The organism is Nonomuraea roseola, from assembly GCF_039535395.1.
GTDB classification, from domain to species: Bacteria; Actinomycetota; Actinomycetes; order Streptosporangiales; family Streptosporangiaceae; genus Nonomuraea; species Nonomuraea roseola.
Genome location: NZ_BAAAXC010000015.1, coordinates 5,224,438 through 5,251,363, shown reverse-complemented (window position 1 = coordinate 5,251,363; position 26,926 = coordinate 5,224,438). Strand labels below are relative to the sequence as shown.

At 69.7% G+C, this 26,926-nt stretch carries 29 protein-coding genes; 20 read left to right on the top strand and 9 right to left on the bottom strand.

Features of this window, described 5'->3' with window-relative positions; translation table 11 throughout:
• Window positions 1–63: 63 nt before the first annotated feature.
• The 4 genes from ABFX55_RS48265 (at window position 64) to ABFX55_RS48250 (ending at window position 7,500) form a co-directional block, all read left to right on the top strand.
• Entirely contained in the window at window positions 64–1,101 is a 1,038-nt protein-coding gene (locus ABFX55_RS48265) for an ABC transporter substrate-binding protein (RefSeq protein WP_346130825.1), read from the top strand.
• Window positions 1,101–2,735 carry a sugar ABC transporter ATP-binding protein gene (locus ABFX55_RS48260; protein WP_346130823.1) on the top strand — a complete coding sequence of 545 codons (1,635 nt, stop codon included), beginning with the start codon at window positions 1,101–1,103 and terminating at the stop codon, window positions 2,733–2,735. The genes ABFX55_RS48265 and ABFX55_RS48260 overlap by 1 nt, the downstream gene beginning before the upstream one ends.
• Entirely contained in the window at window positions 2,728–3,819 is a 1,092-nt protein-coding gene (locus ABFX55_RS48255) for an ABC transporter permease (RefSeq protein ID WP_346130822.1), read from the top strand. The genes ABFX55_RS48260 and ABFX55_RS48255 overlap by 8 nt, the downstream gene beginning before the upstream one ends.
• Window positions 3,820–4,056: 237 nt before the next feature.
• Window positions 4,057–7,500 carry a S8 family serine peptidase gene (locus ABFX55_RS48250; protein WP_346130820.1) on the top strand — a complete coding sequence of 1,148 codons (3,444 nt, stop codon included), beginning with the start codon at window positions 4,057–4,059 and terminating at the stop codon, window positions 7,498–7,500.
• Window positions 7,501–7,569: 69 nt separating this feature from the next.
• Here the strand turns inward: ABFX55_RS48250 and ABFX55_RS48245 are convergent, their stop codons facing one another.
• The 5 genes from ABFX55_RS48245 to ABFX55_RS48225 form a co-directional block, all read right to left on the bottom strand.
• Window positions 7,570–8,190 carry a response regulator gene (locus ABFX55_RS48245; protein ID WP_346130818.1) on the bottom strand — a complete coding sequence of 207 codons (621 nt, stop codon included), beginning with the start codon at window positions 8,188–8,190 and terminating at the stop codon, window positions 7,570–7,572.
• Window positions 8,187–9,395: a sensor histidine kinase gene (locus tag ABFX55_RS48240; RefSeq protein WP_346130817.1), complete on the bottom strand. Its 1,209-nt coding sequence runs from the start codon at window positions 9,393–9,395 to the stop codon at window positions 8,187–8,189. The genes ABFX55_RS48245 and ABFX55_RS48240 overlap by 4 nt, the downstream gene beginning before the upstream one ends.
• Before the next feature lie 10 nt (window positions 9,396–9,405).
• Window positions 9,406–11,232 carry a hypothetical protein gene (locus ABFX55_RS48235; protein WP_346130815.1) on the bottom strand — a complete coding sequence of 609 codons (1,827 nt, stop codon included), beginning with the start codon at window positions 11,230–11,232 and terminating at the stop codon, window positions 9,406–9,408.
• Window positions 11,217–11,984 (bottom strand): ABC transporter ATP-binding protein, encoded by a 768-nt coding sequence (locus ABFX55_RS48230; protein WP_346130813.1) that lies wholly within the window; start codon window positions 11,982–11,984, stop codon window positions 11,217–11,219. The genes ABFX55_RS48235 and ABFX55_RS48230 overlap by 16 nt, the downstream gene beginning before the upstream one ends.
• A gap of 170 nt (window positions 11,985–12,154) precedes the next feature.
• On the bottom strand, window positions 12,155–13,072 hold the full coding sequence (locus tag ABFX55_RS48225) for a LysR family transcriptional regulator (protein ID WP_346130811.1): 918 nt from the start codon (window positions 13,070–13,072) through the stop codon (window positions 12,155–12,157).
• Between the two features lie 71 nt (window positions 13,073–13,143).
• Here ABFX55_RS48225 and ABFX55_RS48220 point away from each other — a divergent pair, with 71 nt between their 5' ends.
• Window positions 13,144–13,734 (top strand): short chain dehydrogenase, encoded by a 591-nt coding sequence (locus ABFX55_RS48220; RefSeq protein WP_346130809.1) that lies wholly within the window; start codon window positions 13,144–13,146, stop codon window positions 13,732–13,734.
• 81 nt (window positions 13,735–13,815) lie between these two features.
• Here ABFX55_RS48220 and ABFX55_RS48215 read toward each other — a convergent pair whose 3' ends face one another.
• Window positions 13,816–14,886, bottom strand: coding sequence for a Gfo/Idh/MocA family protein (locus ABFX55_RS48215; RefSeq protein ID WP_346130808.1), 1,071 nt, complete (start codon window positions 14,884–14,886; stop codon window positions 13,816–13,818).
• Window positions 14,883–16,280 carry an MFS transporter gene (locus tag ABFX55_RS48210; RefSeq protein WP_346130806.1) on the bottom strand — a complete coding sequence of 466 codons (1,398 nt, stop codon included), beginning with the start codon at window positions 16,278–16,280 and terminating at the stop codon, window positions 14,883–14,885. The genes ABFX55_RS48215 and ABFX55_RS48210 overlap by 4 nt, the downstream gene beginning before the upstream one ends.
• 106 nt (window positions 16,281–16,386) lie before the next feature.
• Here ABFX55_RS48210 and ABFX55_RS48205 point away from each other — a divergent pair, with 106 nt between their 5' ends.
• From ABFX55_RS48205 to ABFX55_RS48135, 15 genes are all read left to right on the top strand, one after another.
• A complete protein-coding gene (locus ABFX55_RS48205; protein ID WP_346131482.1) occupies window positions 16,387–16,962 on the top strand; it encodes a TetR/AcrR family transcriptional regulator in 576 nt (191 codons plus the stop codon).
• Between the two features lie 218 nt (window positions 16,963–17,180).
• Window positions 17,181–17,345, top strand: a complete 165-nt coding sequence (gene rpmG / locus ABFX55_RS48200) for a 50S ribosomal protein L33 (RefSeq protein WP_346130804.1) — start codon at window positions 17,181–17,183, stop codon at window positions 17,343–17,345.
• The gene (locus tag ABFX55_RS48195; protein WP_346130803.1) at window positions 17,342–17,479 is read left to right on the top strand and encodes a hypothetical protein; all 138 of its coding nucleotides are present in this window, start codon (window positions 17,342–17,344) and stop codon (window positions 17,477–17,479) included. The genes rpmG and ABFX55_RS48195 overlap by 4 nt, the downstream gene beginning before the upstream one ends.
• The gene (rpmB, locus tag ABFX55_RS48190) at window positions 17,479–17,715 is read left to right on the top strand and encodes a 50S ribosomal protein L28 (protein WP_346130801.1); all 237 of its coding nucleotides are present in this window, start codon (window positions 17,479–17,481) and stop codon (window positions 17,713–17,715) included. Before ABFX55_RS48195 ends, rpmB begins: the two co-directional genes overlap by 1 nt.
• A complete protein-coding gene (gene rpsN / locus ABFX55_RS48185; RefSeq protein WP_346130799.1) occupies window positions 17,715–18,014 on the top strand; it encodes a 30S ribosomal protein S14 in 300 nt (99 codons plus the stop codon). The genes rpmB and rpsN overlap by 1 nt, the downstream gene beginning before the upstream one ends.
• 2 nt (window positions 18,015–18,016) lie before the next feature.
• Window positions 18,017–18,181, top strand: a complete 165-nt coding sequence (gene rpmF / locus ABFX55_RS48180) for a 50S ribosomal protein L32 (RefSeq protein WP_346130797.1) — start codon at window positions 18,017–18,019, stop codon at window positions 18,179–18,181.
• Window positions 18,182–18,192: 11 nt separating this feature from the next.
• Window positions 18,193–19,341, top strand: coding sequence for a CobW family GTP-binding protein (locus ABFX55_RS48175; RefSeq protein WP_346130795.1), 1,149 nt, complete (start codon window positions 18,193–18,195; stop codon window positions 19,339–19,341).
• Window positions 19,338–19,562: a 30S ribosomal protein S18 gene (rpsR, locus tag ABFX55_RS48170; RefSeq protein ID WP_346130793.1), complete on the top strand. Its 225-nt coding sequence runs from the start codon at window positions 19,338–19,340 to the stop codon at window positions 19,560–19,562. The genes ABFX55_RS48175 and rpsR overlap by 4 nt, the downstream gene beginning before the upstream one ends.
• Window positions 19,563–19,693: 131 nt before the next feature.
• Window positions 19,694–19,909 (top strand): hypothetical protein, encoded by a 216-nt coding sequence (locus ABFX55_RS48165; protein WP_346130791.1) that lies wholly within the window; start codon window positions 19,694–19,696, stop codon window positions 19,907–19,909.
• A gap of 124 nt (window positions 19,910–20,033) precedes the next feature.
• Window positions 20,034–20,156 (top strand): hypothetical protein, encoded by a 123-nt coding sequence (locus ABFX55_RS48160; RefSeq protein WP_346130790.1) that lies wholly within the window; start codon window positions 20,034–20,036, stop codon window positions 20,154–20,156.
• Window positions 20,157–20,229: 73 nt separating this feature from the next.
• Window positions 20,230–20,730 (top strand): GNAT family N-acetyltransferase, encoded by a 501-nt coding sequence (locus ABFX55_RS48155; protein WP_346130788.1) that lies wholly within the window; start codon window positions 20,230–20,232, stop codon window positions 20,728–20,730.
• Between the two features lie 199 nt (window positions 20,731–20,929).
• Window positions 20,930–22,372 carry a proline--tRNA ligase gene (gene proS / locus ABFX55_RS48150; RefSeq protein ID WP_346130786.1) on the top strand — a complete coding sequence of 481 codons (1,443 nt, stop codon included), beginning with the start codon at window positions 20,930–20,932 and terminating at the stop codon, window positions 22,370–22,372.
• A gap of 239 nt (window positions 22,373–22,611) precedes the next feature.
• On the top strand, window positions 22,612–23,469 hold the full coding sequence (locus ABFX55_RS48145) for an ABC transporter substrate-binding protein (RefSeq protein WP_346130784.1): 858 nt from the start codon (window positions 22,612–22,614) through the stop codon (window positions 23,467–23,469).
• Between the two features lie 129 nt (window positions 23,470–23,598).
• Window positions 23,599–24,300: an amino acid ABC transporter permease gene (locus tag ABFX55_RS48140; protein ID WP_346130782.1), complete on the top strand. Its 702-nt coding sequence runs from the start codon at window positions 23,599–23,601 to the stop codon at window positions 24,298–24,300.
• Window positions 24,297–25,040 (top strand): amino acid ABC transporter ATP-binding protein, encoded by a 744-nt coding sequence (locus ABFX55_RS48135; protein WP_346130780.1) that lies wholly within the window; start codon window positions 24,297–24,299, stop codon window positions 25,038–25,040. Before ABFX55_RS48140 ends, ABFX55_RS48135 begins: the two co-directional genes overlap by 4 nt.
• A gap of 75 nt (window positions 25,041–25,115) precedes the next feature.
• On the opposite strand, the gene ABFX55_RS48130 is transcribed toward ABFX55_RS48135, so the two are convergent.
• Window positions 25,116–25,871 carry a glucose 1-dehydrogenase gene (locus ABFX55_RS48130; protein WP_346130778.1) on the bottom strand — a complete coding sequence of 252 codons (756 nt, stop codon included), beginning with the start codon at window positions 25,869–25,871 and terminating at the stop codon, window positions 25,116–25,118.
• 81 nt (window positions 25,872–25,952) lie between these two features.
• Complete coding sequence (locus ABFX55_RS48125; protein WP_346130777.1) at window positions 25,953–26,801, bottom strand: helix-turn-helix transcriptional regulator; 849 nt, start codon at window positions 26,799–26,801, stop codon at window positions 25,953–25,955.
• Between the last annotated feature and the right edge of the window lie 125 nt (window positions 26,802–26,926).

Sequence of the window (26,926 nt, the reverse complement as noted above, 5' to 3'; positions counted from 1 at the left end):
GTTCCCGACCGAGTGTGAAAGCCGCCTGAGGCGCCCGTAGGGAGGGCAGTTCAGGAGGCCGTCATGGCTCGCTCACGTATCGTCTTCTCGCTCTCACTCGTCGCGGCCATCGCGCTGGTGGCACTGGTGCTCGGGGTGGTGGGAGGCCGGGCGACGAGTTCGGCCAGCCAGGCGACCGGCGGAGGCTCGGGCGGGGCGGCGAGCGGCAAGAAGATCGACGTGGTCATCAAGGCGAGTGACTCCTCGTTCTGGCAGACCATGATCGCCGGAGCGAAGCAGGCAGGCGGCGACTTCGGCATCAAGGTGAGCACCTTCGGCCCCACGTCAGAGACCAACATCGACCAGCAGGTCCAACTGGTGGAGAACTCCATCTCCAGGGGCGTTGACGGGCTGGTCATCGCGCCCAACTCCTCCAGCGCCCTGAACTCGGCGATCGACAGGGCGCGCAAGGCGGGTCTCAAGGTCATCACCGTGGACAGCCGCGTGACCACCGCCTCGGAGGGGTTCATCGGCACCGACAACCTCAAGGCCGGGATGCAGGCCGGCAAGCGGATGTGCGAGCTGCTCAAGGCGCAGAACAAGACGAGCGGGAGCGTCATGATCGAGTCTTCCGTCGCCGGCATCCAGTCACTGGTCGACAGGGACGCCGGCTTCAAGCAGGGCCTCGCGCTGAACTGCCCGCAGGTCAAGGTGACGCTGCAGCGCTTCAACAACAACGACATCAACACCGCGGCGTCGCAGGTCAACGACGCGCTGACCGCCAACCCCGACCTGGCGGGGGTGTTCGCGGACAACAACACCTCAGGGGTCGGCGCGGCCCGGGCGATCCAGGACAACAACGCCAGCGAGACCGTCCCTGTCGTGGCGTTCGACTCCGACCCGCAGGAGAACGCCGCGCTCGCCGCGGGCACCATCGACGCGCTGGTGGTGCAGAACCCGTACTTCTTCGGCTACCAGGGTGTCCTGGCCGCGGGGATGGCCACGGTCAACCGCATCCCGCCGCGTGACATCGACCCGGGGGCGGTCGTGGCGGACAAGAAGAACATGAGCGAGCCCGACGTGAAGCAGCTGCTCAACCCGCCGACGATGAAGGCGGAGTGATGGTCCAGGCCGTGGTCGAACTGCAGGGCGTCTCCAAGGCCTTCGGCCCCGTCCAGGCGCTGAGCGACGTCTCGCTCAGCCTGGTCCCCGGCCAGGTGAACTGCCTGGCGGGGGAGAACGGGGCAGGGAAGTCGACCCTGATCAGGGTGCTGACGGGTGCGCTGCGCCGGGACAGCGGCAGTTACGAGATCGAGGGACAGCCCGTCACCGCGCCGACCCCCGCGTCGGTGCGCGCGGCAGGCGTGCAGGCCGTCTACCAGGAGCTCAGCCTGCTCCCCCACCTGTCGGTCGCGGAGAACCTGTTCATGGGCCGCCTCCCCTCGCGCACCGGGATCATCGCAAGGAGCCGGCTGCGCACCCGGGCCAGGCAGGCCCTCGACGAGGTAGGGCTGACGGACCTCAGCCCGGACGCGATCGTGGAACGGCTCCCGGCGGCCACGCGCCAGCTCGTGGAGATCGCCAAGGTGCTGACCGCGGACTCCGTCAAGGTGATCGTGTTCGACGAGCCGACCACGGCGCTCACCGAGGCGGAGTCGGCGCGGCTCCTCGAGCACATCCTGCGGCTGCGCGAGCGCGGTATAGCGATGCTCTACGTGACCCACCGCCTTGAGGAGATGTTCGAGATCGGCGACTGGGTGACCGTACTGCGGGACGGGAGCCTGTCCGAGACGGGGCCGATCAGCAACTACGACGAGGACCGGCTGATCACCGCGATGGTCGGCAGGGAGATCAGTTCCCTCTATCCGGAGACCCACAGGCACGCGGGAACGCCTGCGCTGCGGGTCAGGGGACTGCGCCGGTTCGAGGGCTCGCCGAGCCTCGACCTCCACGTCGGAGCAGGGGAGATCCTCGGCATAGGCGGGTTGCTGGGCTCGGGGCGGAGCGGCCTGCTGCTGTCCGTCTTCGGCGCCGCTCCTGTCGTGGCCGGTGAGCTGGAGGTCGACGGCAAGCCGGTGAAACCGTCCGGTCCACGCGCGATGATGAACGCCGGAGTGGGACTGCTCACCGAGGACCGGAAGGTGCTGGGACTGCTGCCGGAGCTCTCGATCCGGGAGAACGTCACCATCGCCAGCCTGCGCAGCGGCTCCCGCCGTGGGCTGCTGCCCGGCCGCGAGCAGGTCGAGGAGGCGGATCGGCTGCTCGACAGCCTGCGGCTGCGGGCCGGTTCCTACGACCAGCCGGTGTCGACTCTGTCCGGCGGCAACCAGCAGAAGGTCCTGCTCGCCCGATGGCTGCTCACCAAGCCGAAGGTACTGATGTTCGACGAGCCCACGAAGGGCATCGATGTCGGGGCCAAGGGAGAGCTCTACACCGTCATCGGAGACCTGGCCGCGAAGGGGCTGGGGATCATCGTGGTGTCGTCCTACCTCCCTGAGCTGCTGGGTCTCGCCGATCGCATCCTGGTGCTGCGCGACGGGGCGGTGGCGGGCGAGCTCCCGGGATCGGCCACCGAGGAGGACGTGCTCCGCCTGGCCAGCGGCAGCGGAGGCGCCGAGATCCCGGCCGCCGAGGACGCGACCGCGGCGACCCCGGCCCCGGACGGAACCGCATCGGTCTCGGGTGAGGTCCGAGCGCCTGGGCGCACGACTCCACCGACGCCGGACGACCCAGGAGGGGGAAGCCGAGATGCCTAAGCTGATCTGGCGTGAGCCGATCGAGACCACGACGATCACCAACAAGCCGCCGGGCGGTGAGGGACCGGGGCTGGAGACGGTGCCGAGGGCGAGGCTGTCGCCCGAGCAGCAGGCCGGGCCCCGGCGGCGAGTCATCACGCTGGGGGACATCGCGGGACGGGAGAGCGGCGGCCTCGTCGTCCTGCTCGTCGCGATCGGCGCCCTCACCCTCGCCAGCGACGAGTTCCTCACCGGCAACAACCTGTCCAACCTCGCCCGGCAGGTCGCGATCTTCGGGATCATCGCGGTCGGCCAGCTCCTGGTCATCCTGACCGCAGGGATCGACCTGTCGGTCGGGTCGATCCTCGGCCTGTCAGGCGCCTCCACCGCGCAGTTCCTGGTCGCAGGCGTGCCGATCGTGCCGGCGATCCTGCTCGGCGTGGGGATCGGCACCGCGCTCGGGGTCGTCAACGGCCTGCTGGTGACCAGGGCCCTGCTGCCGCCGTTCATCGCGACCCTCGGCATGCTCGGCATCGCCCGCGGGATAGTCCTGGTGAGCACCGACGCCCAGACCATCCAGGGCGTGCCCGAGGCGTTCCAGGTCATCGCCAACGGCACGATCCTCGGCATTCCCAACCTGCTCATCGTCGCCGCCGTGGTCACCGCCGTGATGTGGTTCGTGCTCACCCGGACGGTCTTCGGCCGCTACATCTACGCCGTCGGCTCCAACCCCGAGTCGGCCCGCCTCGCGGGTGTGCCCGTGCGGATGGTGACGATCTCGGTCTACATGATCTCTGGCCTGCTCGCCGGTCTCGGCGGGGTGCTGCTGGCCTCCCGGCTGGGAGCGGGCATCCCCACCGCAGGCACGGGCTTCGAGCTCAGCGCGATCGCCGCCTGTGTCATCGGCGGCGCGAGCCTGTTCGGCGCGAAGGGAAGCGCGATCGGCGCCGCCACCGGAGCCCTGATCATGGGGGTCCTCAACAACGGCGGCAACCTCCTGGCGATCAACGCCTTCTACCTGCAGATCGCCATCGGCGTGCTCATCCTTGTCGCGGTCGGGTTCGACCAGCTGAACACCAGACGGTCGGCCTCCAGCGGCGGTTGACAACCGCTCTCCCCGGTGCCGCGCGGTGCGCCGCGGCGGTCCCCCGTCACCCTCCGTCCGCGGCACACGACGCCCCGAGATCCGGCAGGTCACAATTCCCACATATGCCGCAGTTGCCCCTTGAAAAGGTAACTGACGGGAGTCACGCTTCGTCCACATGGAGGTAAAGATCGTCTAGGAGCGTCTGTGACCCACACCCCCCGGCGCCGTCGAGCGGTCCTGTTAGGGATCCTCGCCGTGCTCTCCCTTCTCCTCCCCCACGGCCTGGCCCACGCAGCACCGGAACCGCAGAAGATCAGTGAAGCCGTCCGCGCCGACCTGGCCAAGGACGACAAGGCGACATTCTGGGTGCGGTTGAAGGGCGAGGCCAGCCTCACCGCCGCGCACCGGGCCACGACCAAGGACGACAAGGCCAAGCAGGTCTACACGGCCAAGTCCCAGCACGCCAGGTCCTCCCAGGCGAACCTCCGCAAGCTGCTCGACGCGCGCGACGCGGAGTTCACGCCCTTCTGGATCGTCAACGCGGTCACCGTCACAGCCGACGCCAAGCTCGCCGCCGAGATCGCCGAGCTGTCCGAGGTGACGGCCATCGAGCCGGTCAGGACGCTCTCCCTGCCCAAGCCCGTCCCCGGTACGGCGGAGGCGAAGGTCAACGCGGTCGAGTGGAACGTGGACCGGATCAACGCGCCCCGCGTCTGGAACGAGCTGGGCGCCAGGGGCGAGGGGATCGTCGTCGCGCACATCGACACCGGCGCGCAGTTCGACCACCCGGAGATCGCCGCGCAGTACCGGGGCAGGACCTCGGGAGGCGGCCACGACCACAACTACAACTGGTTCGACCCCGCGGGGATCTGCCCCAGCCCGGCCCCGTGTGACAACAACGGCCACGGCACCCACGTCATGGGCACCATGGTGGGCGCTTCCGGCATCGGCGTCGCGCCCGGAGCCACGTGGATCGCGGCCAAGGGTTGCGAGGGCCAGACCTGCACGGACGCCTCGCTGCTCGCGGCCGGTCAGTGGGTGCTGGCGCCGACGGACCTGACCGGCGCCAACCCGCGCCCCGACCTCGCTCCCGACATCGTCAACAACTCCTGGGGCGGGGCGGGCTTCGACCCCTGGTACAAGGCGACGGTCGACGCGTGGATCGCGGCAGGGATCTTCCCCATGTTCGCCAACGGCAATGAGGGGCCCGCCTGCCGTACCAGCGGCTCGCCAGGGCAGTACGTGGCCAGCTACAGCACCGGCGGGTTCGACGTGAACAACGTCGTCTACAACCGGTCCAGCAAGGGCGAGGGCGAGAACGGTGAGATCAAGCCCAACATCTCCGCTCCCGCCGTGAACGTCCGCTCGTCCGTGCCGGGCGGCGGATACAGCAGCTTCACCGGCACTTCGATGGCCTCGCCGCACGTCGCGGCCACGGTGGCGCTGATCTGGTCGGCCTCGCCGCGCCTGCAGGGGGACATCGCGGCGACGCGGCCGCTGCTCGACAGCACCGCGATCGACGTCAGCGACACCACCTGCGGCGGCACCGCGGCCGACAACAACGTGTGGGGCGAGGGCCGCCTCGACGCCTTCGCCGCCGTCAACGCCGCGCCACGCGAGGGGCTCGGCGAGCTGAAGGGGACTGTCAGCGCGGAGGGGGCGCCGCTCGCGGGCGCCACGGTCTCCGTGACGGGCCCGCTGAGCCGTACCGTCACCACGGCGCAGGACGGCGCCTACAGCCTGCCGCGCCTGGTGCCGGGCGACTACCAGATCACGGTGACCAAGTTCGGCTACGGCCAGGCCACCGCGACCGCCACGATCGTCGCCGAGCAGAGCACGACAACGGACGTGACGCTGACCCCGGCCGCCTCTGCCGTGGTGTCAGGCACGGTCACCACCGCCGGCGCGCCTGAGGCCGGCGCCGCGGTGGCCGCCAGGGGCACGCCGGTCAGCGCGGTCACCGACGCCTCGGGCAGGTACCGGCTGACGCTGCCGCACGGCGCCTACGAGCTCACCGTCACCCCCGCCTCCCGCTGCTCCAGCAGCGCCACCGCCGAGGTCACCGTCGCGGGCGACGTGACCAAGGACATCGAGCTGCCGCTGCGCGGCGACAACTTCGGCTACACCTGCAGGAGCGGCTCCGACGCCTATGTGGCGGGCACAGACAGGCTCGCGCTCACGGGCGACGACGAGGCGACGCAGGTGACGCTGCCGTTCACCGTCCCCTACTACGGCACGGGACAGTCGCGCGCCTGGGTGACCACCAACGGCTTCGCCACCTTCGCGGCCGACAGGGCGACCACGGGCAGCAACGCCACCCTTCCCTCGACCGGCACACCCAACCTGGCGGTCTACCCGTTCTGGGACGACCTGTCGGTGGACGCCCAGGCGGGCGTCTACACCGCGACGAGCGGCACCGCCCCACGCAGGACCTTCGTGATCGAGTGGCGGAACGTCACCTTCTACTCCGACACCACGCAGCGGATGTCGTTCTCCGTCCTGCTCGGCGAGGACGGCTCGATCGGCTACCGCTACAAGGACGTGGACAGCGAGCGGGAACGCGGCTCCAGCGCCACCGTCGGCATCGAGAACGCGGGCGGCACCGACGGGCTGCTGTACTCCTACAACACGGCGGCGCTGACCAACGGGCAGAGCCTGGCGTTGACGGCGAGCAGGCACGGCCTGGCGATCGGCACCGTCACCGACGCCAACGACGGCGACCCGCTCGCCGGGGCCCAGGTGAAGATCGGCGACGTGGCGACGTTCACCACCGGCGCGGACGGCGCCTTCTACGGGCAGGTGCCGTCGGGCGACTACACGGTGGAGGTCTCGAGGGAGCACTACGGCACCTTCTCCCGGCAGGTGACGATCGCGCCCGGCACGCTCACCAGGATCGACACCGCGCTCGTCACCGGCAGGGTGAGCGCCTCGGTGGCCGAGGTGACCGTGGTGATGCCCGCGGAGGCGAGCAGGGCCCGCACCGTGGAGCTCACCAACCTCGGTTCGCCCACCGCCTACACCGCGACGGCCGACGCGGCATGGCTCACCGTGGCCCCGGCCGCGGGTGAGCTGGCCAAGGGCCAGTCGGCGGCGCTGAAGATCTCCGTCTCCAGCGCCGGCCTCCAGCCGGGCAGCGTACGGGCGGGCACGCTGACCGTCCGCTCGGCCAGCGGTCGCCAGCCGGTCATCGAGATCAAGGTGACGGTCGCGGTGCCGAAGCTCCAGGTGGCCGTCGACGCGGGCGGCACCAGGACCCTGACGGACGGCGAGGGCGACACCTGGACCGCCGACAGGAAGTACGCCCAGGGCACACACGGCTACGTCGCCACCTCCACCTCGACGCACACCACGACGAGGCCCATCAAGGGCACGACCGAGCAGGAGCTGTTCAGGCGGGTCAGGGAGAACATGCTGGAGTACCGCTTCGACAACGTCCCCTCCGGCACCTACACCGTCGAGCTGGGCTTCGCGGAGACCAGGTCGACGGGGATGGGCAGGCGCGTGTTCGACGTGATCGTCGAGGGCCAGCTGGCGATCCCGGCGCTCGACCTGGCGCTCGAGGCGGGCACCTACACCGCGGTGACCAGGCAGCACACGGTGAAGGTGACCGACGGGCAGCTCAACGTGCGCTTCGCGGCGCGCAAGGGCGCGCCGATCGTCAGCTTCGTCCGCATCTCGGAGCGGCCGGACAAGCCGTGACGTCCTCTCTCGCCCCCTCCACCCGGAGGGGGCGAGGCTCCGCTTCAGGCCGGTGACCCCCGCCGGTGCTCAGGCGAGCAGGCCGCGACGGTAGGCCTCGCCCACGGCGGCGGCCCGGTCGCGCACGCCGAGTTTGCCGTAGATGTGCAGTAGGTGGGTCTTGATGCTCGCCTCGCTGATGAACAGTTTGGCGGCGGCCTGGCGGTTGGACGCGCCGTCGGCGACGAGCTGGAGCACCTGCAGCTCCCTATCGGTGAGGACGGCCTTCGTGTGCTTGCGGATCTGGCCCATCAGCCGTCCGGCGACCGACGGCGACAGCACCGGCTCGCCTGCCGCGGCGGCGTGCACGGCCCGCAGGAGCTCCTCGGTCGGGGCGTCCTTGAGCATGTAACCGGTGGCCCCCGCCTCGATCGCGGGCAGCACGTCCGCGTCGCTGTCGAAGGTCGTCAGCACGAGCACCCTGATCTCAGGATGGGCCTCGCGCATGGCGGCGATCGCGGTGACGCCGTCCATCTCCGGCATCCGCAGATCCATCAGGACGACGTCGACGGCGAGGGCTCCGGCTCGCTCGACGCCCTCGCGGCCGTTGGACGCCTCACCTGCCACCTCGATACCGGGCTCCGCCTCGAAGGCGGCGCGCAGGCCGCCACGCACGATCGGGTGGTCGTCGACGATCAGCAGCCTGATCATGCCGGAACCACCTGCAGGGCCGGGACACTGGCGCTGACGGCGGTCCCCTCGCCGGGAGTGCTCTCGATCTCCAGGGTGCCGCCGACCCCGCGGACGCGCTGCCTCATGCTGCTCAACCCGAATCCCCTCCCGCTCTCGGGGCCGATGCCTGCCCCATCGTCGCGGATGTCGAGCAGGACGACGTCGCCGGCGTACGAGAGGGTCAGTCCGGCCCGCGAGGCGCCGGCGTGCTTGGCGACATTGGTCAGGGCCTCCTGGGCGACGCGGAACAGGGTGACCTCGATGGCCGGGCTGAGCGGCCGGCTCTCTCCGGTGACCTCGACGTGCAGGTCGATTCCCGAGCCGCCGGCCCAGTTCCGCGCCATGGCCGACAGGGCCTCCGGCAGGTGGGCCTCTTCCAGCTCGAGCGGGCTCAGCGCCTGGACGGACCGCCGCGCCTCGGTCAGGTTCTCCTGGGCGAGGGTGAGCGCGAGGTCGACGTGCGGGCGCATGTCCTCGACCCTCTTGGCCGCCCTGAGCTGCGTGATGATCCCGGTGAGGCCCTGGGCGAGGGTGTCGTGGATCTCCCTGGCCATCCGCTGCCGCTCGTCGAGCACGCCCGCCTCACGGGCCTGCGTCATCAGCTGGACCTGCAGCCCGGCGTTCTCCTCCATCATGGCCTCCAGGTCGGCGAGGGCCTTGCGGTATTTCAGCTGCCGCTCCTCGATCTTGATGCTCATGATGACGCCGCCGCCGATGGAGAGCGTCTGCACGGCCACGATCGCGGCGTGGAAGAGAACGAACTGCACGTTCGCCTCCGACCAGTCCAGGACGGTGCCGTACAGGACGATGGAGGTGGTGGCGACCGCGGCGAACGTCCACCTCGACGGGGCGAACTGGGCGGCCAGAAAGAATCCGGAGATCGCATGGATGGCGAAGATCGGATCGTGGAGCGTGAGGATCGCCGCCGTGACGAGCACGCCGACGAAGTGGACGACGGTGACACCCGTTCGCTGCCGCCATCGGGCGGGCAGCAGCACGTGGGCGCAGAGGATCCAGGCCAGTGCCACTGCCGCCAGCCCCAGCGTCACGAGCCGCTTCTCCCAGAGCTGATCAGGCGCCGAGAGACTGATGACCGTCGCGGTGCCCAGGCAGATGAAGGGGACCACCTCGACGAGGCGGTCGAAGCGTCGCTCCCACCGCGACGGGGGATACGGGTCTGTCATGATGCCGACCTTATGTCCCGGCCGGCTGGCGGACCGACCGGTCCTGCTGTTCCCCTTCGGCCGGCTGGTAGCGCATGGGCAACAGGATCGCGTAGCCGTACATGAGCAGGCCGAGGGAGATCATGAAGATGATCATCGGCCACTGCCAGCCCTCGGGCAGATGGAGTGCGAGGAACCAGACACGATCCGTCACGCCCAGCACCTTGAACAGCAGCGGGACCAGGCCCTGAGGGAACAGCGGCAGCCAGGCGATGCTGTAGCAGAGGGCGATGGCGATCTTGTGGGCACGTGGCAGGTCGGGAGCGGACGCCTTGTCACCGCCGGCCGCGCGCGACGGAGCGGATCCGTGCTTCATCAGGTTGAGCAACTCGGTCCCGTTCGACTCGAGCCGCTTACAGGCGATCCTGCCGAACCACCACGCGCACAGGGCCCCGGTGGCCACGCCGACGGGCACCCCCGCCCACGGCTGGATCAGCACGACGGCCGTCGCGGGAAGCGCCGTCGTGGGAACCGCGATCAGCATGAGCCAGGCCAGCCCGGTCTCCGCGCTCTCGTCGGCGCCGGTACTGAGCGGGTTGCCGCCACGCTTGTGCGGGTCGGTCGCCGGGATCAGCGACGTGACGGCGATGAGGACGACCAGCCCCGCCGCTCCCCCAAGGGTGGCGGGCAGGAGGCTGAGCACCCAGGGCCACGCCCAGGCCTGACCGCCTGCGGCGGTCCCCGCCACCGAGAGGAGCACGGCGGCCGGCCCGACGGTCAGCAACCAGGCGAGCTGCCTGCCGTGGACGTCCTTGCGTTCCGCACCGGGCGTCATCAGCGTGAGCCAGAGCGCGGTCCCGTCGGTGGCGTAGAGGTTGGCCGACACGCCCGCGGCCATCACGATCGCGATGACGCCGGCGAACGGGGCCATGCCCCACCAGCCGAGCGACACGGGCAGCAGGACGAACACCACGGCGTAGGAGAAGGCCACGGCGAGCAGGTGGATCCTGGTCAGATCGCGCGACCAGGCGCGCAACTCCTTGGCCGCGACCGCGCGGGCGCCGGGGACCATGGGGAACGGACGCGGCCTGCCGCGGCGGGCCGGGACGCCGCCCCGTGCCGCCGAGGCGACACGCCTGTCGAGAAGCGCCGCCCACGCCATCCACAGCAGGGCGACCACGAGCCCGTTGGCGGCCAGGATGCCGAGCCCGACCGGCCAGGAGGCCTCGATCGCGGCGATACCCCACCCCGAGGGCAGGAGCCGGACCAGCAGCTCGGCCCATGTCGGCTCCTGGGCCGCGCCGAGGGCGACGACCAGGGCCCAGCCGTTGCCCGCCAGAGCGAGGAGAGTCCCGGTGACGACCGCGGCGGCCACGGCCGCCACGCGAGAGCGGATGAACAGGCCGAAGGCCGCCACGACGATCCGGGAGAGCAGCACCATCGTGATCAGGGTGAGCGCCGCGGCCACCAGGCCGACCAGCGTGGCGACGAAGCCGTGGCGCCAGCCGTACACGGCCATCGACAGGAAGGCCACCAGGCTGATCAGGGGCGCTGGGCCGGCGAAGGCGCCGGCCAGCAGCCCGGCGGCCATACGCCGAGGCGTGACCGGGATCATGGTGAAGTATTCGGGACGCAGCGTCTCGTTGCCGCCGCCGGTGAAGATCGGACCGAAGACCCAGCCCATCAGCCAGACGGCCAGCGTCACGGGCAGCGCCGACGGCCAGAGCACGGCCACGACGATCGTGCCGGCCGCCAGGACCACACCGACCACCACACCGGTGGCGAATCCGTACACGCGCTCGCCCCGCAACGAGTTGCGCAGGAGCGTCCACCTCATCCGGATCAGGACGTGAGCCACGACAGCCCCTCCATCCCGCTCGTCCTGGCGCCGACCAGGTCGACGAAGGCGTCCTCGAGAGACCTCGTCCTCCGCACGTCATCCAGCAGGCCTGCGGCCACCACCCGGCCGTCGGAGATGACGCCGACGTGATCGCAGAGCTGTTCCACCAGGGCCATGACATGGCTGGAGATGATGACGGACCCGCCACCGGCGACGAAGCGCCGCAGGATCGCCCTGATCGCCGTGGCGGAGACCGGATCGACGGCCTCGAACGGCTCGTCCAGAACGAGCAGGCGAGGTGCGTGCAGCAGGGCCACCGCGAGCCCGATCTTCTTGCGCATCCCGGTGGAGTACTCGATGACGAACGTGCGCTCGGCCGTGTCGAGCTCCAGGACCCGCAGCAACTCCTCGGTCCGCTCCGCGACGACCTCGGGGGCCATGCCTCGCAGGAGCCCCAGGTAGGTCAGCACCTCCCGCCCCGTGAGACGCTCCGGCATCGCGTTGCCGTCCGGCAGCACCCCGATCAGCGACTTGGCCCGGACGGAGTCCTTCCACATGTCCACGCCGAAGACCTCGGCGCGTCCCGAGTCCGGCCGCAGCAGCCCCACCGCCATCGCCAGGGTCGTCGTCTTGCCCGCGCCGTTCGGCCCGACCAGGCCGTAGAACGACCCTGCGGGGACCGTCAGCTCGACGTGGTCGACCGCGACATGGTCTCCGAAGCTCTTGTGCAGGCCGGTGACCCGGAGCGCGGGTATCCCTTGTGTTCCCATACGTAGACAATGGCGTCAGCCGGTGGGCGCGCACATCGCCCAGCCGCCTTCCGGCTGGTGGATCCGGCATCAACCGATCGGTTGATGCCGGACCGGATCGGCTCAGGGGGGCAGGTTCGCCGCGTACTGGCGGCAGCGTGAGCAGGCGGCAGGCTGGACCCTCGCCAAGATCACCGCTCCCCCACCCGGAAGCGAGGATCCGGAACGACCGCTGGTTCACTGACAGGAAGGTGATGGAGGGCGGCGGCGATGACCGGGTGGGACTCCGTCCCTGCGCGGACCACGGCCTCGATCGTCCGCCCCTTGCCCGGCAGGGGGATGAGGGCGAGTCCCCGCGGCGCCGTCCTGCACAGCATCATGGGCAGGATCGTCACCCCGAGGCCCGCGGCGACCAGCGCCAGCGCGGCGCGGAGGTCGCGGTAACTGTGCTCGATGACCGGGGTGAAGCCCGCGCTCTGGCAGGCGTGCGTCATCACGTCGCGGCACGCGCTCGGCGCCGGTGTGGCGATCCACGGCTGGTGCCGGAGCGCGGTCAGATCGTCGATCTCCCCCAGTTCCTCCGGTACGGCCAGCACGAGCGGATCGTCGAACAACGCCTGCGCGACCAGCCCCTCCGGCAGGGGCATGCCCAGGTGGGGGTAGCGGTAGGTCAGCGCCACGTCGAGGGCGCGCTGCCTGAGCAGCGGCAGCGCCTCCTCGGGTTCGGCCTCGACGATACGGACACGCAGCCCCGGATGCGCGCGCACCAGGCTCGATGCCAGCGGTACGGCCAGCACTTCCAGTCCACTGGGCAGGCAGCCGATCACCAGCTCACCGCCCACCTCGCCGTCGAGCGCGCGAACGGCGCCTTTCGCGCGCTCGAGAGCCGCCAGCACCTGCTCGCACTCCGCGGCGAGAGTGGATCCCGCGGCGGTGAGCCGGACCATCCGTCCCTCCCTGCGCAGGAGAGCGGCGCCGGCCTCGGTCTCAAGGATCCGCAGTTGCTGTGACACCGCGGACGGCGTCACGCCGTGGAGCTCGGCGACGGCCGTGACGGTGCCGTACTCGGCGAAGTCCCTGAGCAGGACGAGTCGCTTCACATCGATCACAAGGACATCTTAAAAGGTTCTGAAGTTCAGGTAGCTGGACTTCACGATGGTGCTCCGGCGAAGCTGGGCTCATGAGAATTCTGCTGGTGGGAGCGACAGGAACGCTGGGCCGAGGCATCCATGAGGTGCTGCGGGAGCGCGGCCACGAGATCGTGACGGCGTCCCGCAAGGGCTCGGAGGTCACGGTCGACATCACCGACCCCGCATCGATCCGCGCGATGTACGAGCAGGTGGGCGAGGTGGACGCGGTCGCCTCAGCGGCGGGGAGCGTGCCATGGCTGCCGCTCGACCGGCTCGGCCACCAGGACGTGCTGGACGGCATCACGGGCAAGGTGACCAGCCAGGTCGAGCTGGTGCGCCAGGGCGCCACCACCGTCCGCGGATCGTTCACGCTGATCAGCGGCGTGCTGGCCCGCGACCCGCTGCGCACGGGCGCCGTGGCGTCCCTCGCCAACGGCGCGATCGAGGCCTTCGTCCGCGCCGCGGCCATCGAGCTGCCGCAACGGGTCAACGCGGTGAGCCCGACCGTCTTCACCGAATCGATGGACGCCTACGGCGAGCTCTTCGCCGGTTTCGAGCCGGTGCCGGTACGGCAGGCCGCCAACGCCTACCTGCGCTCGATCGAGGGACACCAGACCGGGCAGGTCTACGAGGTCGGCTGACCCCGGGGTGATCCGTGACGGGTGGCGCCTGATGCTGTGACGGCGGTGCGGACAGCTCTCACAGCATCAGGCATGGAGATGTCAGCCGAGGCGTTGCCGCTCGCCGGTCGTGGCGGCGCGCTTGATGGCGTCGATCAGCCGGTGCGTCCGGACGGCGGTGCGGAAGTCCGGCTCGGACGGGATTCCGGCGGCCAGATTCCGGTAGACCTGGCGAACATTGCGTACGGCGGGCGGAGCGTCCGAAGGCATCGGGAAGTACCGATCGGGCACGGGGAGCACGACGGCGCCGCCGCTGCCGCCGGAGAACGACAGCGTGAACTCGGGGCCGACCAGCGAGTCGTCCGCCGAATCCAGCACCAGCCGTCCCGCCCGCCCGTGGACCTCGATCAGGAACCCCTCGCCCCGCGGCCCTCCGGTCATGATGTGCACCGAGGCGGCGGCGCCGGACTCCAGCAGGCCCACGGCCGCGATCTGGTCGGGAGAGGTGACAGTGATCTGTTCGCCTGTCTCCTGCAGGGTGATGCGCGGGATACGGGTCGCCAGCGTCGCCGAGATCTCGGTGAAGTGCCCGACAGCCGAGCCGAACATGTCCATCGAGTGCCCGCCCACGACGGCGAGGTGGTTGACCCCCTTCGTGTGGTCGAACAGGTCCGCGTACCGCACGGACCAGACCTCGGGCGAGGACAGGGAGTAGGTCAGCGAGGCTGACATCACCTCGCCGACCTTGCCTTCCGCCACCAGGTCGCGCAGGTAGCCGATCGCCGGGTGGTGCCTGCTCTGCAGCCCGACGGCATGCCGTACCCCTGCCTGCTCGGCGAGGGCGTGGAGGCGCTCGGCGGCCTCGGCGGACCGGGCCAGCGGCCACTCGCTGTAGACGTGCTTGCCCGCGCTGATCGCCGCCTCGACGAGCCCGTCCCTGCGGGGCAGTTGCACGGAGATCGTCACGAGGTCGACGTCGGGATGGGAGATCAGCTCCTGAGGGTCGGCGAAGGCGTGCTTGGCGCCCCACACGTCGGCCGCCTGGTGAGCGGACTCCCTGCTGGTGCTCGCGACCGCGATGATCTCGTGGTCGGGAAGGGACGACAGCGCGGGCAGATGGACCGCGCGCGCCCAGCCGCGGGAGGCGTGCGCGCCGATGACTCCGACTCTCATACCGAGATCCTTTGCTTGGCGGGGGCGTCCCTGAGGACGACGTAGGTGATGATCAAGGCCACGAACACGAACCCGGCGGCGGCCTGGAAGGCCAGGCTGTAGCCGTCACGCAGCGCGGTGAGGGCAGGTTCGCCCTGAGCGACGAGGGAGCCGCTCCGAGTGGTGGCGACCGTCGCCAGCACCGCCAGGCCGACTGCGGCGCCGGCCTGCTGTGCGGTGTTGTTCAGCCCGGAGGCGAGCCCGGCGTCGGTCGGCTCGGCGCCCGACATGGCTCGCATGATCACCGCGGGGATCGTCAGGCCCATGCCGAAGCCCTGGATGAGCAGCGAGGGGCCGACGTCGGTCCAGTAGTCGCCGCCGACCGGCGCCCTGCTGAGCAGGACCAGGCCCGCACCCAGTGCCAGCAGGCCGACCAGCAACACGCGGCGGGTGCCGTAGCGCGCGGTGAGCCTGGCCGAGAAGAACAGCGACAGGGTGCCGATGACCAGAGGCGCGGGCAGGAAGGCCAGACCGGTCTGCATCGAGTCGAAGCCGAGCACGCGCTGCAGGTACAGGGCGTTGAGGAACTGGAAGCCGAAGCCGGCGGCGAAGACGAGCACCACCACGAGGTTGGCGCCGATGATCTCCTTGCTGTGGAAGATGCGCAGCGCCAGCAGCGGCCGGGAGGCCTTGGCCTGACGTACGACGAACGCCGCGAGCAGGGCGATGGCGGCCCCGCCGTACCAGGGGTTCAGACCGGATTCGGAGATCTGGGCGATGGTGAACACCCCGAGGGACAGGCCCGTGGTGACCAGGACCGCCCCGAGGACGTCGGCGCCGGCGCGCAGTCCGAGCCCGTTCTCCCGTCTGAGTATCCGGCCTCCGGCCAGCAGCGCGACTGCGCCGATCGGGAGATTGACCAGGAAGAGCCAGTGCCAGCCGAGGGCCTCGGTGATGACCCCGCCGGCGATCAGTCCTGCCGAGGCGCCGCCGGCGGAGACGAAGCCGTAGACGCCCATGGCTCTGGCCTGCTCGCCGGGTTCGGGGAAGAGCCCCACGATCATGCCGAGCACGACGGCGGAGGCCAGCGCGGCCCCGACGCCTTGCAGGAACCGTCCGGCGATGAGCATCTCCTGGCTGGTCGCCACGCCGCACAGCAGCGAGGCGAGGGTGAAGACCGCGAGCCCGGACAGGAACACCTTCTTGCTGCCGGTCAGGTCGCCGAGGCGTCCGGCCAGCAGCAGCAGACCGGCGAAGGCGATCAGGTAGGAGTTGACCACCCAGGACAGGCCCGCCTGGGAGAAGCCGAGGTCGTTCTGGATGGTGGGCAGGGCGACGGTGACGATCGTTCCATCCAGGACCGTCATCAACTGCATGGCGCACAGCACGGTGAGCGCAGACCAGCGCGAGTTCATGAATTCCCTTCGTTATACGACACGTGTCGTGTCGTGTGGAGATTGTGTGGCCGCGCTCGGCCCCTGTCAACACGACACGTGTCGTTCCTGTAAGCTGCGCGGCGTGATGATGGCACCCAATGCCCAACGACGCAGCGAGAAGAGCCACCAGGCGATCTTGGCCGCGGCCATGGATCTCAGCGCGGAGCGCGGATACGGCAACGTGACCGTGGAGGCCATCGCCGCCCGAGCCGGGGTGAGCAAGAAGACGATCTACCGCTGGTGGCCCACCAAGGGCGCCGTGATCCTCGAGGCGCTGGGCGAGCTGGCGCAGACCACCACCACCTTTCCCGACACCGGCGACCTCGTCGCCGACCTGCGCACGCAGACGGCGGCCGTGCTGGACTTCCTGGCCAGCCCGCGCACCGGATCGGCCTACCTCGGGCTCATCGCGGAGACCCAGCACGACGAGGCCCTCGCCCGCGACCTCGTCGAGCAACTGATCAAGCCGCGTGTCGCGGTCGCGACGGACCGGCTCCGCTCCGCCCAGCGGCAGGGGCAGCTGTCCGCCGAGGCGGACCTGGAGCTGATCGTCGAGCTGCTGTACGGCCCGATCTACTACCGCCGCCTCCTGCACCTGGGCCCGCACGCCGATGACCGCCTCCACGCTCTGATCGACCACGTCCTCAGCCAGTGGCGCTAGCGGGTCCCGCGCCTCTTTGACCGGGTCGGCCCGGTCCGGCTGCGGCGACCCTGTGGGCGCCGGAGCCCATTTCGCGTGCGCTCATCCAGGCGGCGACGTTCTTCAAGAGCCCCCACACCGTGGTTGCGGCAATCCCCCGCTAACCGGCTCCGTCATTCGCAAATGAAAACCGTTTTCGTTATCATGCCAGGACCCGGCCAGACAGAGGAGCTGTGGCATTGGCCAGAAACGACGTAAGACCGGTGATCAAGCTGCGTTCGACGGCGGGCACCGGCTACACCTACGTGACCCGCAAGAACCGCCGCAACGATCCCGACCGCCTCACCCTCAGCAAGTACGACCCGATCATCCGGCGGCACGTGCTGTTCAGGGAGGACCGATGAGAAGGGGCGTCCACCTCGGCTGCCACCCGGTCGCCTTCCGCGATCCGGCCGCGGGCCCAGCCTGCCCCCGCTACCGCGTACTCGGCACCGCCGGCCGCGTCGAGCGATTCGACCAGCGTCACGGGAGGAACTGATGGCGGCCCATTGCCAGCTCACCGGCGCCAAGCCGGTGTTCGGCAACAACGTCTCCCACTCCCACCGGCGCACCCGCCGCCGGTGGAACCCCAACATCCAGCACCGGCGCTACTGGCTGCCGAGCGAGGGCCGACATGTCCGGCTGACGCTGAGCGCCCGAGCGATCAGGACCGTCGACAAGATCGGCGTCGAAGCCGCCGTGGCACGGATCCGAGCTCGCGGAGAGAGGGTCTGATGGCCAAGAAGAGCAAGATCGCAGCCAACCGGCGGCGCGAAGTCGTCGTCACCCGCCACGCATCCAGGAGGGCGGAGCTGAAGGAGGCCATCCGCACCGGCACCCCTGCGGAGAGGGCGGCAGCCGTACGGGAGCTGGGCAGGCAGCCGCGCGACGCCAGCGCCACCCGCCTGCGCAACCGCGACACGGTCGACGGCCGCCCCCGCGGCCACCTGACCACGTTCGGGCTCTCACGGATCCGGTTCCGAGAGATGGCGCATCGGGGCGAGCTGCCCGGCATCACGAAGGCGAGCTGGTAGCCATGGCCGTTCCCAAGCGCAGGACCTCCCGCGCCAACACGCGCCATCGTCGCTCCCAGTGGAAGGCGTCCGCCCCCGACCTGGTCCCGCTGGTCATCGGAGGCGACCGGCTGCTGGTGCCGCGCCGTCTGGTCCGCGCCTACCAGCGCGGCCTCATCACCCCCTGAGAGGAGCTGACATGTCCGTCCCCGTCGTCCTGGTCTCAGGACTGCACGCCGAAGCGCGCTCGACGCTCGTCGATCGTCTGCTCGCCGAGCATCCCGGGTCGGTGGCGGTCCACCACGATCTGGGTGAGGTGGGCGCCGGCCGGGTGGAGCGCATCGTCAGGGACGCCTCCGGCGTCCTCGACAGGCACCACGTACGGCTCGCGCACGGCTGCGTCACCTGCACCGTACGCGAAGACCTGATCCCCGAGCTGCTGGCCAGGGCGGCGGGGAGCGCTCCGCTGCTCATCGCGGAGCTGTGGGACTCCGTCGAGCCCAGAACCGTCGCCGAGGCGCTCGCCTGGCATGAGGACGCGGCGCACGCCCTCCGCGTGACGGGCGTGCTGACCGCGGTCGACGCCGAAGGGCTCACCGAGGACCTGTGCTGCGACGAGCGGCTCGCCACGCGTGGCAAGCGCGCGGCCGCCGACGACGAGCGCTACCTGGCCGAGGTCCTGACCAGGCAGATCGAATACGCCACCGGCATCGTCGTGTCCGGCGCAGACCAGGAGGACATCGAGCTCGCCCTGACGGTGCTCGGCCACCTCGTGCCCACCACCCCGGCAGACGTCCTCGCGCTGCCGGAGGTCACCGGTCGGCGAGTCGACGTGGAGATGCTCGCCGCCCGCGTCGACCCCGCCACCGCCCAGCTGCCCTGCCAGGCGCAGACGGGGGAGATCTCGACCGTGGTCTGGCATCGGCTGCGCCCGCTGCACCCCCAGCGCCTCTTCGACGCCGTGGACGAGCTGGTCACCCAGACCGTCCGCAGCCGCGGACGGTTCTGGCTGGCCAACCGGCACGACCGGCTGCTCGCCTGGGACGCCGTGGCAGGCGTCGTCTCGATCGAGGACGCAGGGCCATGGCTGGTCGCCCTGCCCGAGGCCGCCTGGGAGCTGGTCTCCCCCGCCCGCAGGATGGCCGCCACCCTGGACTGGAACGACATCCTCGGTGACCGCGTCCAGCATCTCGTCTTCACCGGCCCCGACCTCGACCAGGACCGCATCCTCTCGCTGCTGGACTCCTGCCTGCTCACCGAGCAGGAGTCGCTGGCCGGATCGGACGTCTGGGCGAACTACCCCGACCCGTTCGCCTTCGTACTCGACCTCAAGGAGACCACCGCATGAGAACCGGCCGCCCACCGGGCAAGAAGGCGAATCCACTGCTGGGCGTCGACTCCATCGACTACAAGGACACCGACCTGCTGCGCAGGTTCATCTCCGACCGGGGCAAGATCCGTGGCCGCCGCGTCACAGGGGTCACCGTCCAGCAGCAGCGCCAGGTCGCCCGCGCCGTCAAGAACGCCCGCGAGATGGCCCTGCTCCCGTACGGCTCGCGAGCCCGCTGACGGGCGACATGCCGACTGTCCGTACAGAAGGTACGGACAGTCGCCCCGGACCACGCCCGGAACGGGGACCGGCCTCGGCACCACGTTGATCGCCGAGTCTGCTCTGATCGCCGCACTGGCACAATACGGGCATGCGATGCACCCAATGTGACAGCGCGGACCTCGAGCCTGGCTTCATCGAGGACTCCGGCGAGCATTCTCAGGGGTACGCCCGCTGGATCAAGGGCCCCCTGGAGCGCGGGCTGTTCGGCGGCGCCAGGCGGATGGGGAAGACGCGCTGGATCGTCGACGCCTTCCGCTGTGTCGAGTGCTCGCACCTCGAACTGTTCGCCCGCCCGAAAGACTGAACCGGCGCGAGCACCTGCCCCGACCGCGACGGCCACGGCGAGGCCCTCACCAGCTCATAGGCCGCGGCTGACCTCTGCGGGGCTGGTGAGCGGGGTTCGGAGCTCGTACAGGGCCACGGAGGTGGTGAACCGCGGGGACGTGGAGGGCAGGACCATCACCGTGGACAGCCGCTACACCGCGTGGGGCGCCAAGGTGTCGGTCAAGGCTCCAGACCCCCGTACGGTGACCAGCAAGCTCGCCGGCTGACCGCCCAGCCACTCGCTCCCCGGCCCGGTGGTGCCGATGATCAGAGGCGTGCGCGTTTGGCTAGGGTGGCCTGATGCTCTTCACCATTGCTCAGGCCACAGCCGACGACGGGGACGCGCTGGGCGAGATCCACGCAGAGGCATGGAAGGTCGCCTACGCCCCCTTCTTCGCGACGGACTTCGCCGAGCAGGCGGTACGGCGCCGCCGTACCCAATGGCACGAGCGCCTCGCTCAGGCCAAGGACACGATCATGCTGGCGAGGGGCGACGGACGTCCGCTGGCCATGTCCGCTTTCGGCGACTCCCGGACCGAGACCGGGATGGCGGAGATCCACAGCTTCTACGCCCACCCGGACGGCTGGGGCACCGGGGTCGCCAGATCCCTCATGACCGCCACGCTGGCACAGCTCAAGGAGGACGGCTTCGACCACGTCCACCTGTGGACGCTGCACGACACCCCGCAGTCCTGGCGCTTCTACACCAAGTGCGGCTTCACGCAAACGGGCGCGCTGCGCGACCACGACTTCGGCGACGGCCGGCCGCTGGCACAGGTGGAGTTCGCCCTCCACCTCTGAATCGGCCCATGTTCGCCCTGCCGCGGGGAGTCCCTGAGGCGGGCGGCAGTGACGACTACGATGCCGCGACCTGGCCTCGGCGCCCGTCAATGCCCGGTGGCAGCCGCGACCGCTTCGATGACGCCACGCCAGGCCCGCCGGTATCCCTCGCGAAGCCATGGGCGACACCAAGCTCCGTGGCCGACGCTATTCTCCCTTCATGGGACGTGATGAACGCGGTGTGACCCCTCAAGGGGAGGACTTCTCTGCCTGGTACAACGAGCTGGTCGCCAAGGCTCAGCTCGTGGACAGGGGGCCGGCGAAGGGCACCATGGTCATCCGACCGTACGGCTACCGCTTGTGGGAACTCCTCCAGGGAGAGCTCGACCGGCGGATCAAGGACACCGGCCACGAGAACGCCTACTTCCCGCTGCTGATCCCGGAAAGCTACCTGCGTCGCGAAGCGGAACACGTCGAGGGCTTCTCCCCCGAACTCGCTGTCGTCACCCATGCGGGCGGCAAGGAGCTCGAGGAGCCGTTGATCGTCCGACCCACCTCAGAGACGATCATCGGGGAGATGATGGCCAAGTGGGTCTCCTCTCACCGTGACCTGCCGCTCCTGCTGAACCAGTGGGCGAACGTGGTGCGCTGGGAGCTGCGGCCCCGGATGTTCCTGCGCACGACGGAGTTCCTCTGGCAGGAGGGCCATACCGCGCACGCCGACGAGGCTGACGCGATGCGGGAGACGATGCTCGCCCTCGACCTCTACACCGAGGTGGCGCGCGACATCGCGGCGATTCCGGTCGTGCCTGGGGAGAAGACGGCCGGGGAGCGTTTCGCCGGGGCGGTGCGCACCTTCACCATCGAGGGCATGATGCGGGACGGCAAGGCGCTTCAAGCCGGCACCTCTCACTACATGGGCACGAACTTCGCCAAGGCCTTCGACATCCAGTACACCTCCGAGGCGGGCCGCCTCGAACTGTGTCACACCACTTCCTGGGGGATGTCCACCCGGATGATCGGTGGAGTCATCATGACCCACGGCGATGACAAGGGCCTGGTCCTACCGCCCGGGCTCGCGCCGTACCAGGTCGTGATCGTTCCGATCGGACGTGGGGAGCAAGGTGAGCAGACCCTGGCCGCCGCTCGTGACCTCGCGGTGCGGCTCAAGGCCGTGGGCGTGCGCGCGCACGTCGACGACCGTCCACAGCTGTCGCCCGGTTTCCGGTTCAACGACTGGGAGCTGCGCGGCGTACCCGTTCGCCTCGAACTCGGCCCGCGCGATCTCGAATCGGGCACCGTGGTCATGGTCAGACGACTCGGTGATGAGGGCAAGCAAACGATCTCGCTGGCCTCCGCCGCGGAGAACATGCCGGCTGTCCTGGAAGCCTTCCAGGCCTTCCTCCTCAAGCGGGCCACCGACTTCCGCCACGCTCACACGACGACAGTCGACACATGGGACTCGTTCACCGATGCTGTGACCTCGGGCTGGGCCTTGGCCCTGCACTGCGGCGACCCCGCGTGTGAGAACGACATCAAGGCCAAGATCGCCGCTACCCCGCGTTGCGTTCCTCTCGACGCCGCGCAGGAGACCGGCTCATGCGTGCACTGCGGCGCGCCCTCCGCCTACGGCAAGCGCGTCATCTTCGGGCGGTCCTACTGAAGCCGGACGGCTTCGCGCGGTCATCACGTCACGGGGGCGAGCAGGCGTGCGCCCCCGCCTCGTCGGGTGTGGTGATCGCGGTGTCCACGCCCGCAGACGGCCGGCACCGAGGTGTTCTACGCTGTGCAACGCGGCCACCGCATGATCTGCACACGGTTCTGTTGTCGGGTCATCGCACGGGGCGAATTAGGCTTCACCAAATGCAACATTCATGACATACCTCTTTGAGGAGGCCTGACATGGCCCTCTGGTCCAAGAGCCGCCGCAGGAACACCATCAGCGTGCTCGCTCTGACCGCCATCCTGGGGCTGTCCGCCTGCGGCGGCTCAGGAGACAGCGGCGCCACCGCTACCGCCAGCCCTGGCGGCACGGGCGCGGCCGGCGTGCAGCTCGTCAACCCTGGCAAGCTCACCACCTGCACGAACATCCCTTACGAGCCGTTCCAGTTCAAGGACGCGAGCGGCAAGGTCGTCGGCTTCGATGTCGACATCGTCGACCTGGCGGCCAAGAAGCTGGGGGTGACGCAGGACATCGTCGACATCGACTTCGCGGTGATCAAGAGCGGCGCCGCCATGGCCGCGAAGAAGTGCGACCTGGCCGCCGCCGGTATGACGATCACCGACGAGCGCAAGCAGAACATCGACTTCTCCGTGCCGTACTTCGACGCCACGCAGGCGCTGCTGGCCAAGAAGGGCACCGGCGCCAAGTCCCTCGAGGACGTCAAGGCCAAGGGTCTCAAGCTGGGCGCACAGGCCAGCACCACCGGCCTCGACTACGTCAAGAAGAACGGGTTCGACCCGACCGAGTACGCCGACTCGCCCAAGGAGCTGCTCGCTCTGCAGTCGGGGCAGGCCGACGTGATCGTCCAGGACCTGCCCGTGGTCCTCACCTGGCTGAAGAAGCCGGAGATCGCCGCCAAGTTCGAGCTGCTGGCCAGCCTCGACACCGGCGAGCAGTACGGCATGGGCCTCAAGAAGGGCGCCGACCCGGTCCTGCTCAAGACGATCAACGACGCGATCACCCAGGCCAAGGCCGATGGCACCTACGACCAGATCTTCATGAAGTGGTTCGGCAAAAAGCCCGGCGAGCTGGGCTAGCCCATGGCGGATCAGCCTGTGGCGGCTGCGCCGGGCCGTGCCCGGCTCAGCCCTCGTAAGAAACAGAAGATCACTCGTGGCACCCAGTACGTCGTACTGGGTGTCGTCCTTGGCGCACTGCTCCTGTATGTGGACTGGGCGAGCCTCGCCCAGAACTTCGCCAAGGGCGACGTGGCCGAGAAGGCGCTGCCCGAGCTGTTCACGATCGCGCTGCGAAACACGCTCATCTACACGATCGGCGGCTTCGTCCTCGCCTTCGTGCTTGGGCTGATCTTCGCCCTCATGCGCATCTCACCTGTGCGTCCCTACCGGTGGATCGCGACGATCTACATCGAGATCTTCCGTGGCCTGCCGGCCCTCCTGATCTTCCTGTTGATCACCTTCCTGCCCCTGGCGCTGCCCGGCTTCCAGGTGCCCGGCGGCACCTACGGCCAGGGCATCCTGGGGCTCGGCCTCGTCGGCGCGGCCTACCAGGCCGAGGTCTTCCGCGCCGGGCTGCAGGCCGTACCGAAGGGACAGACCGAGGCGGCCAGGTCGCTGGGCATGTCGGCGGCCAGGGCGCAGTTCACCGTGGTGATCCCCCAGGCGATCAGGATCGTGATCCCACCCACCACGAACCAGTTCGTCAGCCTGCTCAAGGACTCCTCACTGGTGCTCTTCCTCGGAGTCTCGGGGCAGTACGTCGAGTTGGCCAAGTTCGGCAACGACCTGGCCTCGCAGTACGCCAACGCCACGCCCATCATGGTCGCGGGACTGACGTACCTGATCGTCACCGTCCCGCTCGGCTATCTCGCGACACGGCTGGAGAAGCGTAAGGGGAGTGGCCGATGACGCCCGCCATCGAGATCAAGGGGCTGCACAAGTACTTCGGCGCGAACGAGGTGCTCAAGGGCATCGACATCACGGTCGAAGCGGGCCAGGTCGTCTGCGTCGTCGGCCCCTCGGGCTCGGGCAAGTCCACGTTGCTGCGCTGCGTGAACCTGCTGGAGGAGCCGACCGAGGGCACCGTGCACGTCGAGGGGATCGAGATCACCGACCCCGACGCGGACATCGACTCGGTCAGGCGCCGCATCGGGATGGTGTTCCAGCAGTTCAACCTGTTCCCCCACATGACCGCGTTGCAGAACGTCATGATCTCGCAGCGGCGGGTGCTGAAGCGGAGCAGCAAAGAGGCCGAGATCGTCGCCAGGGACAACCTGAACAAGGTCGGCGTCTCAGACAAGTGCGACGCCTACCCCTCCCAGCTCTCCGGTGGGCAGCAGCAGCGGGTGGCCATCGCCAGGGCCCTGGCGATGAACCCCGACCTGATGCTGTTCGACGAGCCCACCTCTGCGCTCGACCCCGAGCTCGTCGGCGACGTGCTCGCCGTCATGCGCAAGCTGGCGGAGGAGGGCATGACCATGCTCGTGGTCACGCACGAGATGGGCTTCGCCCGCGAGGTGGCCGACCGGGTGGTGTTCATGGACGGCGGCGTCATCGTCGAGGACGGCCCGCCCGCCCAGGTGATCGGCGACCCCCAGCACGAGCGCACCCGCTCTTTCCTCAAGCGCGTGCTGCATCCGGAAGGCTGAGTTCGGGAGGCCCAGGTGGTGGCTGATCGACTGGTCGGCCCCCGCCGAGGGCTTCCCGAACTGGTACGTAGGTCGTCAGGCGGCGGCGACCAGGCCGCCGTCGATGATCAGGTCCTGTCCGTTGACGTAGGACGCTTCGTCGGAAGCGAGGAAGGCGACCGCGTCGGCGACGTCCTCGGGGGTGCCGATCCGACCGGCGGCCACCTGGGCGACGACCGCGGCCTGCGCCTCGGCGGAGATGTTGGCGTGGAACATCGCGGTCTCGATGTAGCCGGGGCTCACGGAGTTGACCCGAACCCCCTTGACCCGCAACTCGGCCGCGAGGGTGTGCGCCAGGTTGTGCACTGCCGCCTTGGTCGCCGCGTACAGGGAGGCGCCGGACAGGCCGCGGTGCAGCGTCCACGACGCGTTGATCACGATCGCCGCGCGGTCGGACAGCAGCGGGAGGCTCTTCTGGAGGGTGAAGAACACTCCCTTGAAGTTGATGCCCACGACGTGGTCGAACTCGGCCTCGGAGATCTCACCGTTCGGCTGGAACGAGGCGACGCCCGCGTTGGCGAAGACCACATCCAGCCGCCCGTACCTGTCCCGGATCGCAGCCATCAGCGCGTCCAGATCAGGGAGGCTCGCCACGTCGCCGCGCACCGCCAGGACGCGGTCCCCCCTGTCCAGATCTTTGACCGCGGCGTCCAGCCGGGCCTCGTCGCGCCCGGTGATGACCACCTGTGCGCCCTCGGCGAGCAACCTTCGCGCGGTGGCCAGGCCCATGCCGCTCGTACCGCCGGTGACGAGTGCGATCTTGTCGTCGAATCGGGAAATGCTGTGCGTCATGGGACTCAGCGTGCCGGGTGGCGCGCGGCACAAACAGTGCGCAGTCAACCTGGGAGCCGCACCACCACCCTCGGCGGGTGCTCAGGCCGGGGCGGCGAGCCGGACAAGCAGCCGTTCGAGCCGATCCTCCGCCTCGGAGCCGGGCCGCGGGTTGTACAGCTCCAGATACCACTCGGGACGGTCGACCACGGCCAGGGTCGTCATGTCGAAGAACAGGTCACCGGCCTCGGGGTGGTGCACCGCCTTCACCGTCTGAACAGGGACACCCACGTCGTGGCGCGCCCACAACTGCGCGAACTCGGGACTCACAACGCTCAGATCGTCCACCACCCGGCCGAACTCCGGGTCGTCGGGAGCGTGAGCCGCGGCGGCGCGGAAGGCGGCGACGACCACCGGCGCGGCCGACGCCCAATGAACGTGCATGTCCCGATATCGGGCATTGGTGAAGAACGAGATCAGACAGTTGTGGTCGGTGTCGTCGAACCCGAACACCGCCCGCGCCGCCTCGTTGATCGCGAGCAGATTCCAGTACCGGTCCCGCAGCACCGCGGGCCGCGGCGTCCACGCGTCGAGCAGGTGCCGCAGCTCGGGGGTGACCTCGGCGCCGCGGGCCCCGCCGATCCGTGGCGGGTTGAGTCCGGCCAGCACATACAGGTGCGCACGCTCGGGCTCGGTCAGGCGCAGCGCCCCGCTGATCGCGTCGAGCACCTCGACCGAGACGTTGATGTCACGGCCCTGCTCGAGCCAGGTGTACCAGGACACGCCGACCCCGGCCAGCGCGGCGACCTCCTCGCGCCGCAACCCCGGTGTGCGCCGCCTGCCCACCGCCACCATGCCGACGTCGCCGGGCGTGAGCCGCGCCCGGCGCGTGCGCAGGAAGTCGCGGAGCTGCTCACGGCGCCGCGCCACCGCAGGGGACTCGCTGGCCATATCCCATGGTAGCCACGATCGGCGCGAACCGGCCGCCTGATCGTCCAGGGCCGCGCCGGACGGTCCCCTGTCACCTGGTGTTGCTTCGCGGGTGGGACCGCGGACATGCCGACTCGTTTGGCGGG

What these genes read in the sequence shown, in the direction of transcription:
- ABFX55_RS48265 (WP_346130825.1), top strand. Translation starts at nt 64, where the DNA reads ATGGCTCGCTCACGTATCGTCTTCTCGCTCTCACTCGTCGCGGCCATC.
- ABFX55_RS48260 (WP_346130823.1), top strand. Translation starts at nt 1,101, where the DNA reads ATGGTCCAGGCCGTGGTCGAACTGCAGGGCGTCTCCAAGGCCTTCGGC.
- ABFX55_RS48255 (WP_346130822.1), top strand. Translation starts at nt 2,728, where the DNA reads ATGCCTAAGCTGATCTGGCGTGAGCCGATCGAGACCACGACGATCACC.
- ABFX55_RS48245 (WP_346130818.1), bottom strand. Translation starts at nt 8,190, where the DNA reads ATGATCAGGCTGCTGATCGTCGACGACCACCCGATCGTGCGTGGCGGC.
- ABFX55_RS48240 (WP_346130817.1), bottom strand. Translation starts at nt 9,395, where the DNA reads ATGACAGACCCGTATCCCCCGTCGCGGTGGGAGCGACGCTTCGACCGC.
- ABFX55_RS48230 (WP_346130813.1), bottom strand. Translation starts at nt 11,984, where the DNA reads ATGGGAACACAAGGGATACCCGCGCTCCGGGTCACCGGCCTGCACAAG.
- ABFX55_RS48220 (WP_346130809.1), top strand. Translation starts at nt 13,144, where the DNA reads ATGAGAATTCTGCTGGTGGGAGCGACAGGAACGCTGGGCCGAGGCATC.
- ABFX55_RS48215 (WP_346130808.1), bottom strand. Translation starts at nt 14,886, where the DNA reads ATGAGAGTCGGAGTCATCGGCGCGCACGCCTCCCGCGGCTGGGCGCGC.
- ABFX55_RS48210 (WP_346130806.1), bottom strand. Translation starts at nt 16,280, where the DNA reads ATGAACTCGCGCTGGTCTGCGCTCACCGTGCTGTGCGCCATGCAGTTG.
- ABFX55_RS48205 (WP_346131482.1), top strand. Translation starts at nt 16,387, where the DNA reads ATGATGGCACCCAATGCCCAACGACGCAGCGAGAAGAGCCACCAGGCG.
- ABFX55_RS48195 (WP_346130803.1), top strand. Translation starts at nt 17,342, where the DNA reads ATGAGAAGGGGCGTCCACCTCGGCTGCCACCCGGTCGCCTTCCGCGAT.
- rpmB (WP_346130801.1), top strand. Translation starts at nt 17,479, where the DNA reads ATGGCGGCCCATTGCCAGCTCACCGGCGCCAAGCCGGTGTTCGGCAAC.
- rpsN (WP_346130799.1), top strand. Translation starts at nt 17,715, where the DNA reads ATGGCCAAGAAGAGCAAGATCGCAGCCAACCGGCGGCGCGAAGTCGTC.
- rpmF (WP_346130797.1), top strand. Translation starts at nt 18,017, where the DNA reads ATGGCCGTTCCCAAGCGCAGGACCTCCCGCGCCAACACGCGCCATCGT.
- ABFX55_RS48175 (WP_346130795.1), top strand. Translation starts at nt 18,193, where the DNA reads ATGTCCGTCCCCGTCGTCCTGGTCTCAGGACTGCACGCCGAAGCGCGC.
- rpsR (WP_346130793.1), top strand. Translation starts at nt 19,338, where the DNA reads ATGAGAACCGGCCGCCCACCGGGCAAGAAGGCGAATCCACTGCTGGGC.
- ABFX55_RS48165 (WP_346130791.1), top strand. Translation starts at nt 19,694, where the DNA reads ATGCGATGCACCCAATGTGACAGCGCGGACCTCGAGCCTGGCTTCATC.
- ABFX55_RS48155 (WP_346130788.1), top strand. Translation starts at nt 20,230, where the DNA reads ATGCTCTTCACCATTGCTCAGGCCACAGCCGACGACGGGGACGCGCTG.
- proS (WP_346130786.1), top strand. Translation starts at nt 20,930, where the DNA reads ATGGGACGTGATGAACGCGGTGTGACCCCTCAAGGGGAGGACTTCTCT.
- ABFX55_RS48145 (WP_346130784.1), top strand. Translation starts at nt 22,612, where the DNA reads ATGGCCCTCTGGTCCAAGAGCCGCCGCAGGAACACCATCAGCGTGCTC.
- ABFX55_RS48135 (WP_346130780.1), top strand. Translation starts at nt 24,297, where the DNA reads ATGACGCCCGCCATCGAGATCAAGGGGCTGCACAAGTACTTCGGCGCG.
- ABFX55_RS48130 (WP_346130778.1), bottom strand. Translation starts at nt 25,871, where the DNA reads ATGACGCACAGCATTTCCCGATTCGACGACAAGATCGCACTCGTCACC.
- ABFX55_RS48125 (WP_346130777.1), bottom strand. Translation starts at nt 26,801, where the DNA reads ATGGCCAGCGAGTCCCCTGCGGTGGCGCGGCGCCGTGAGCAGCTCCGC.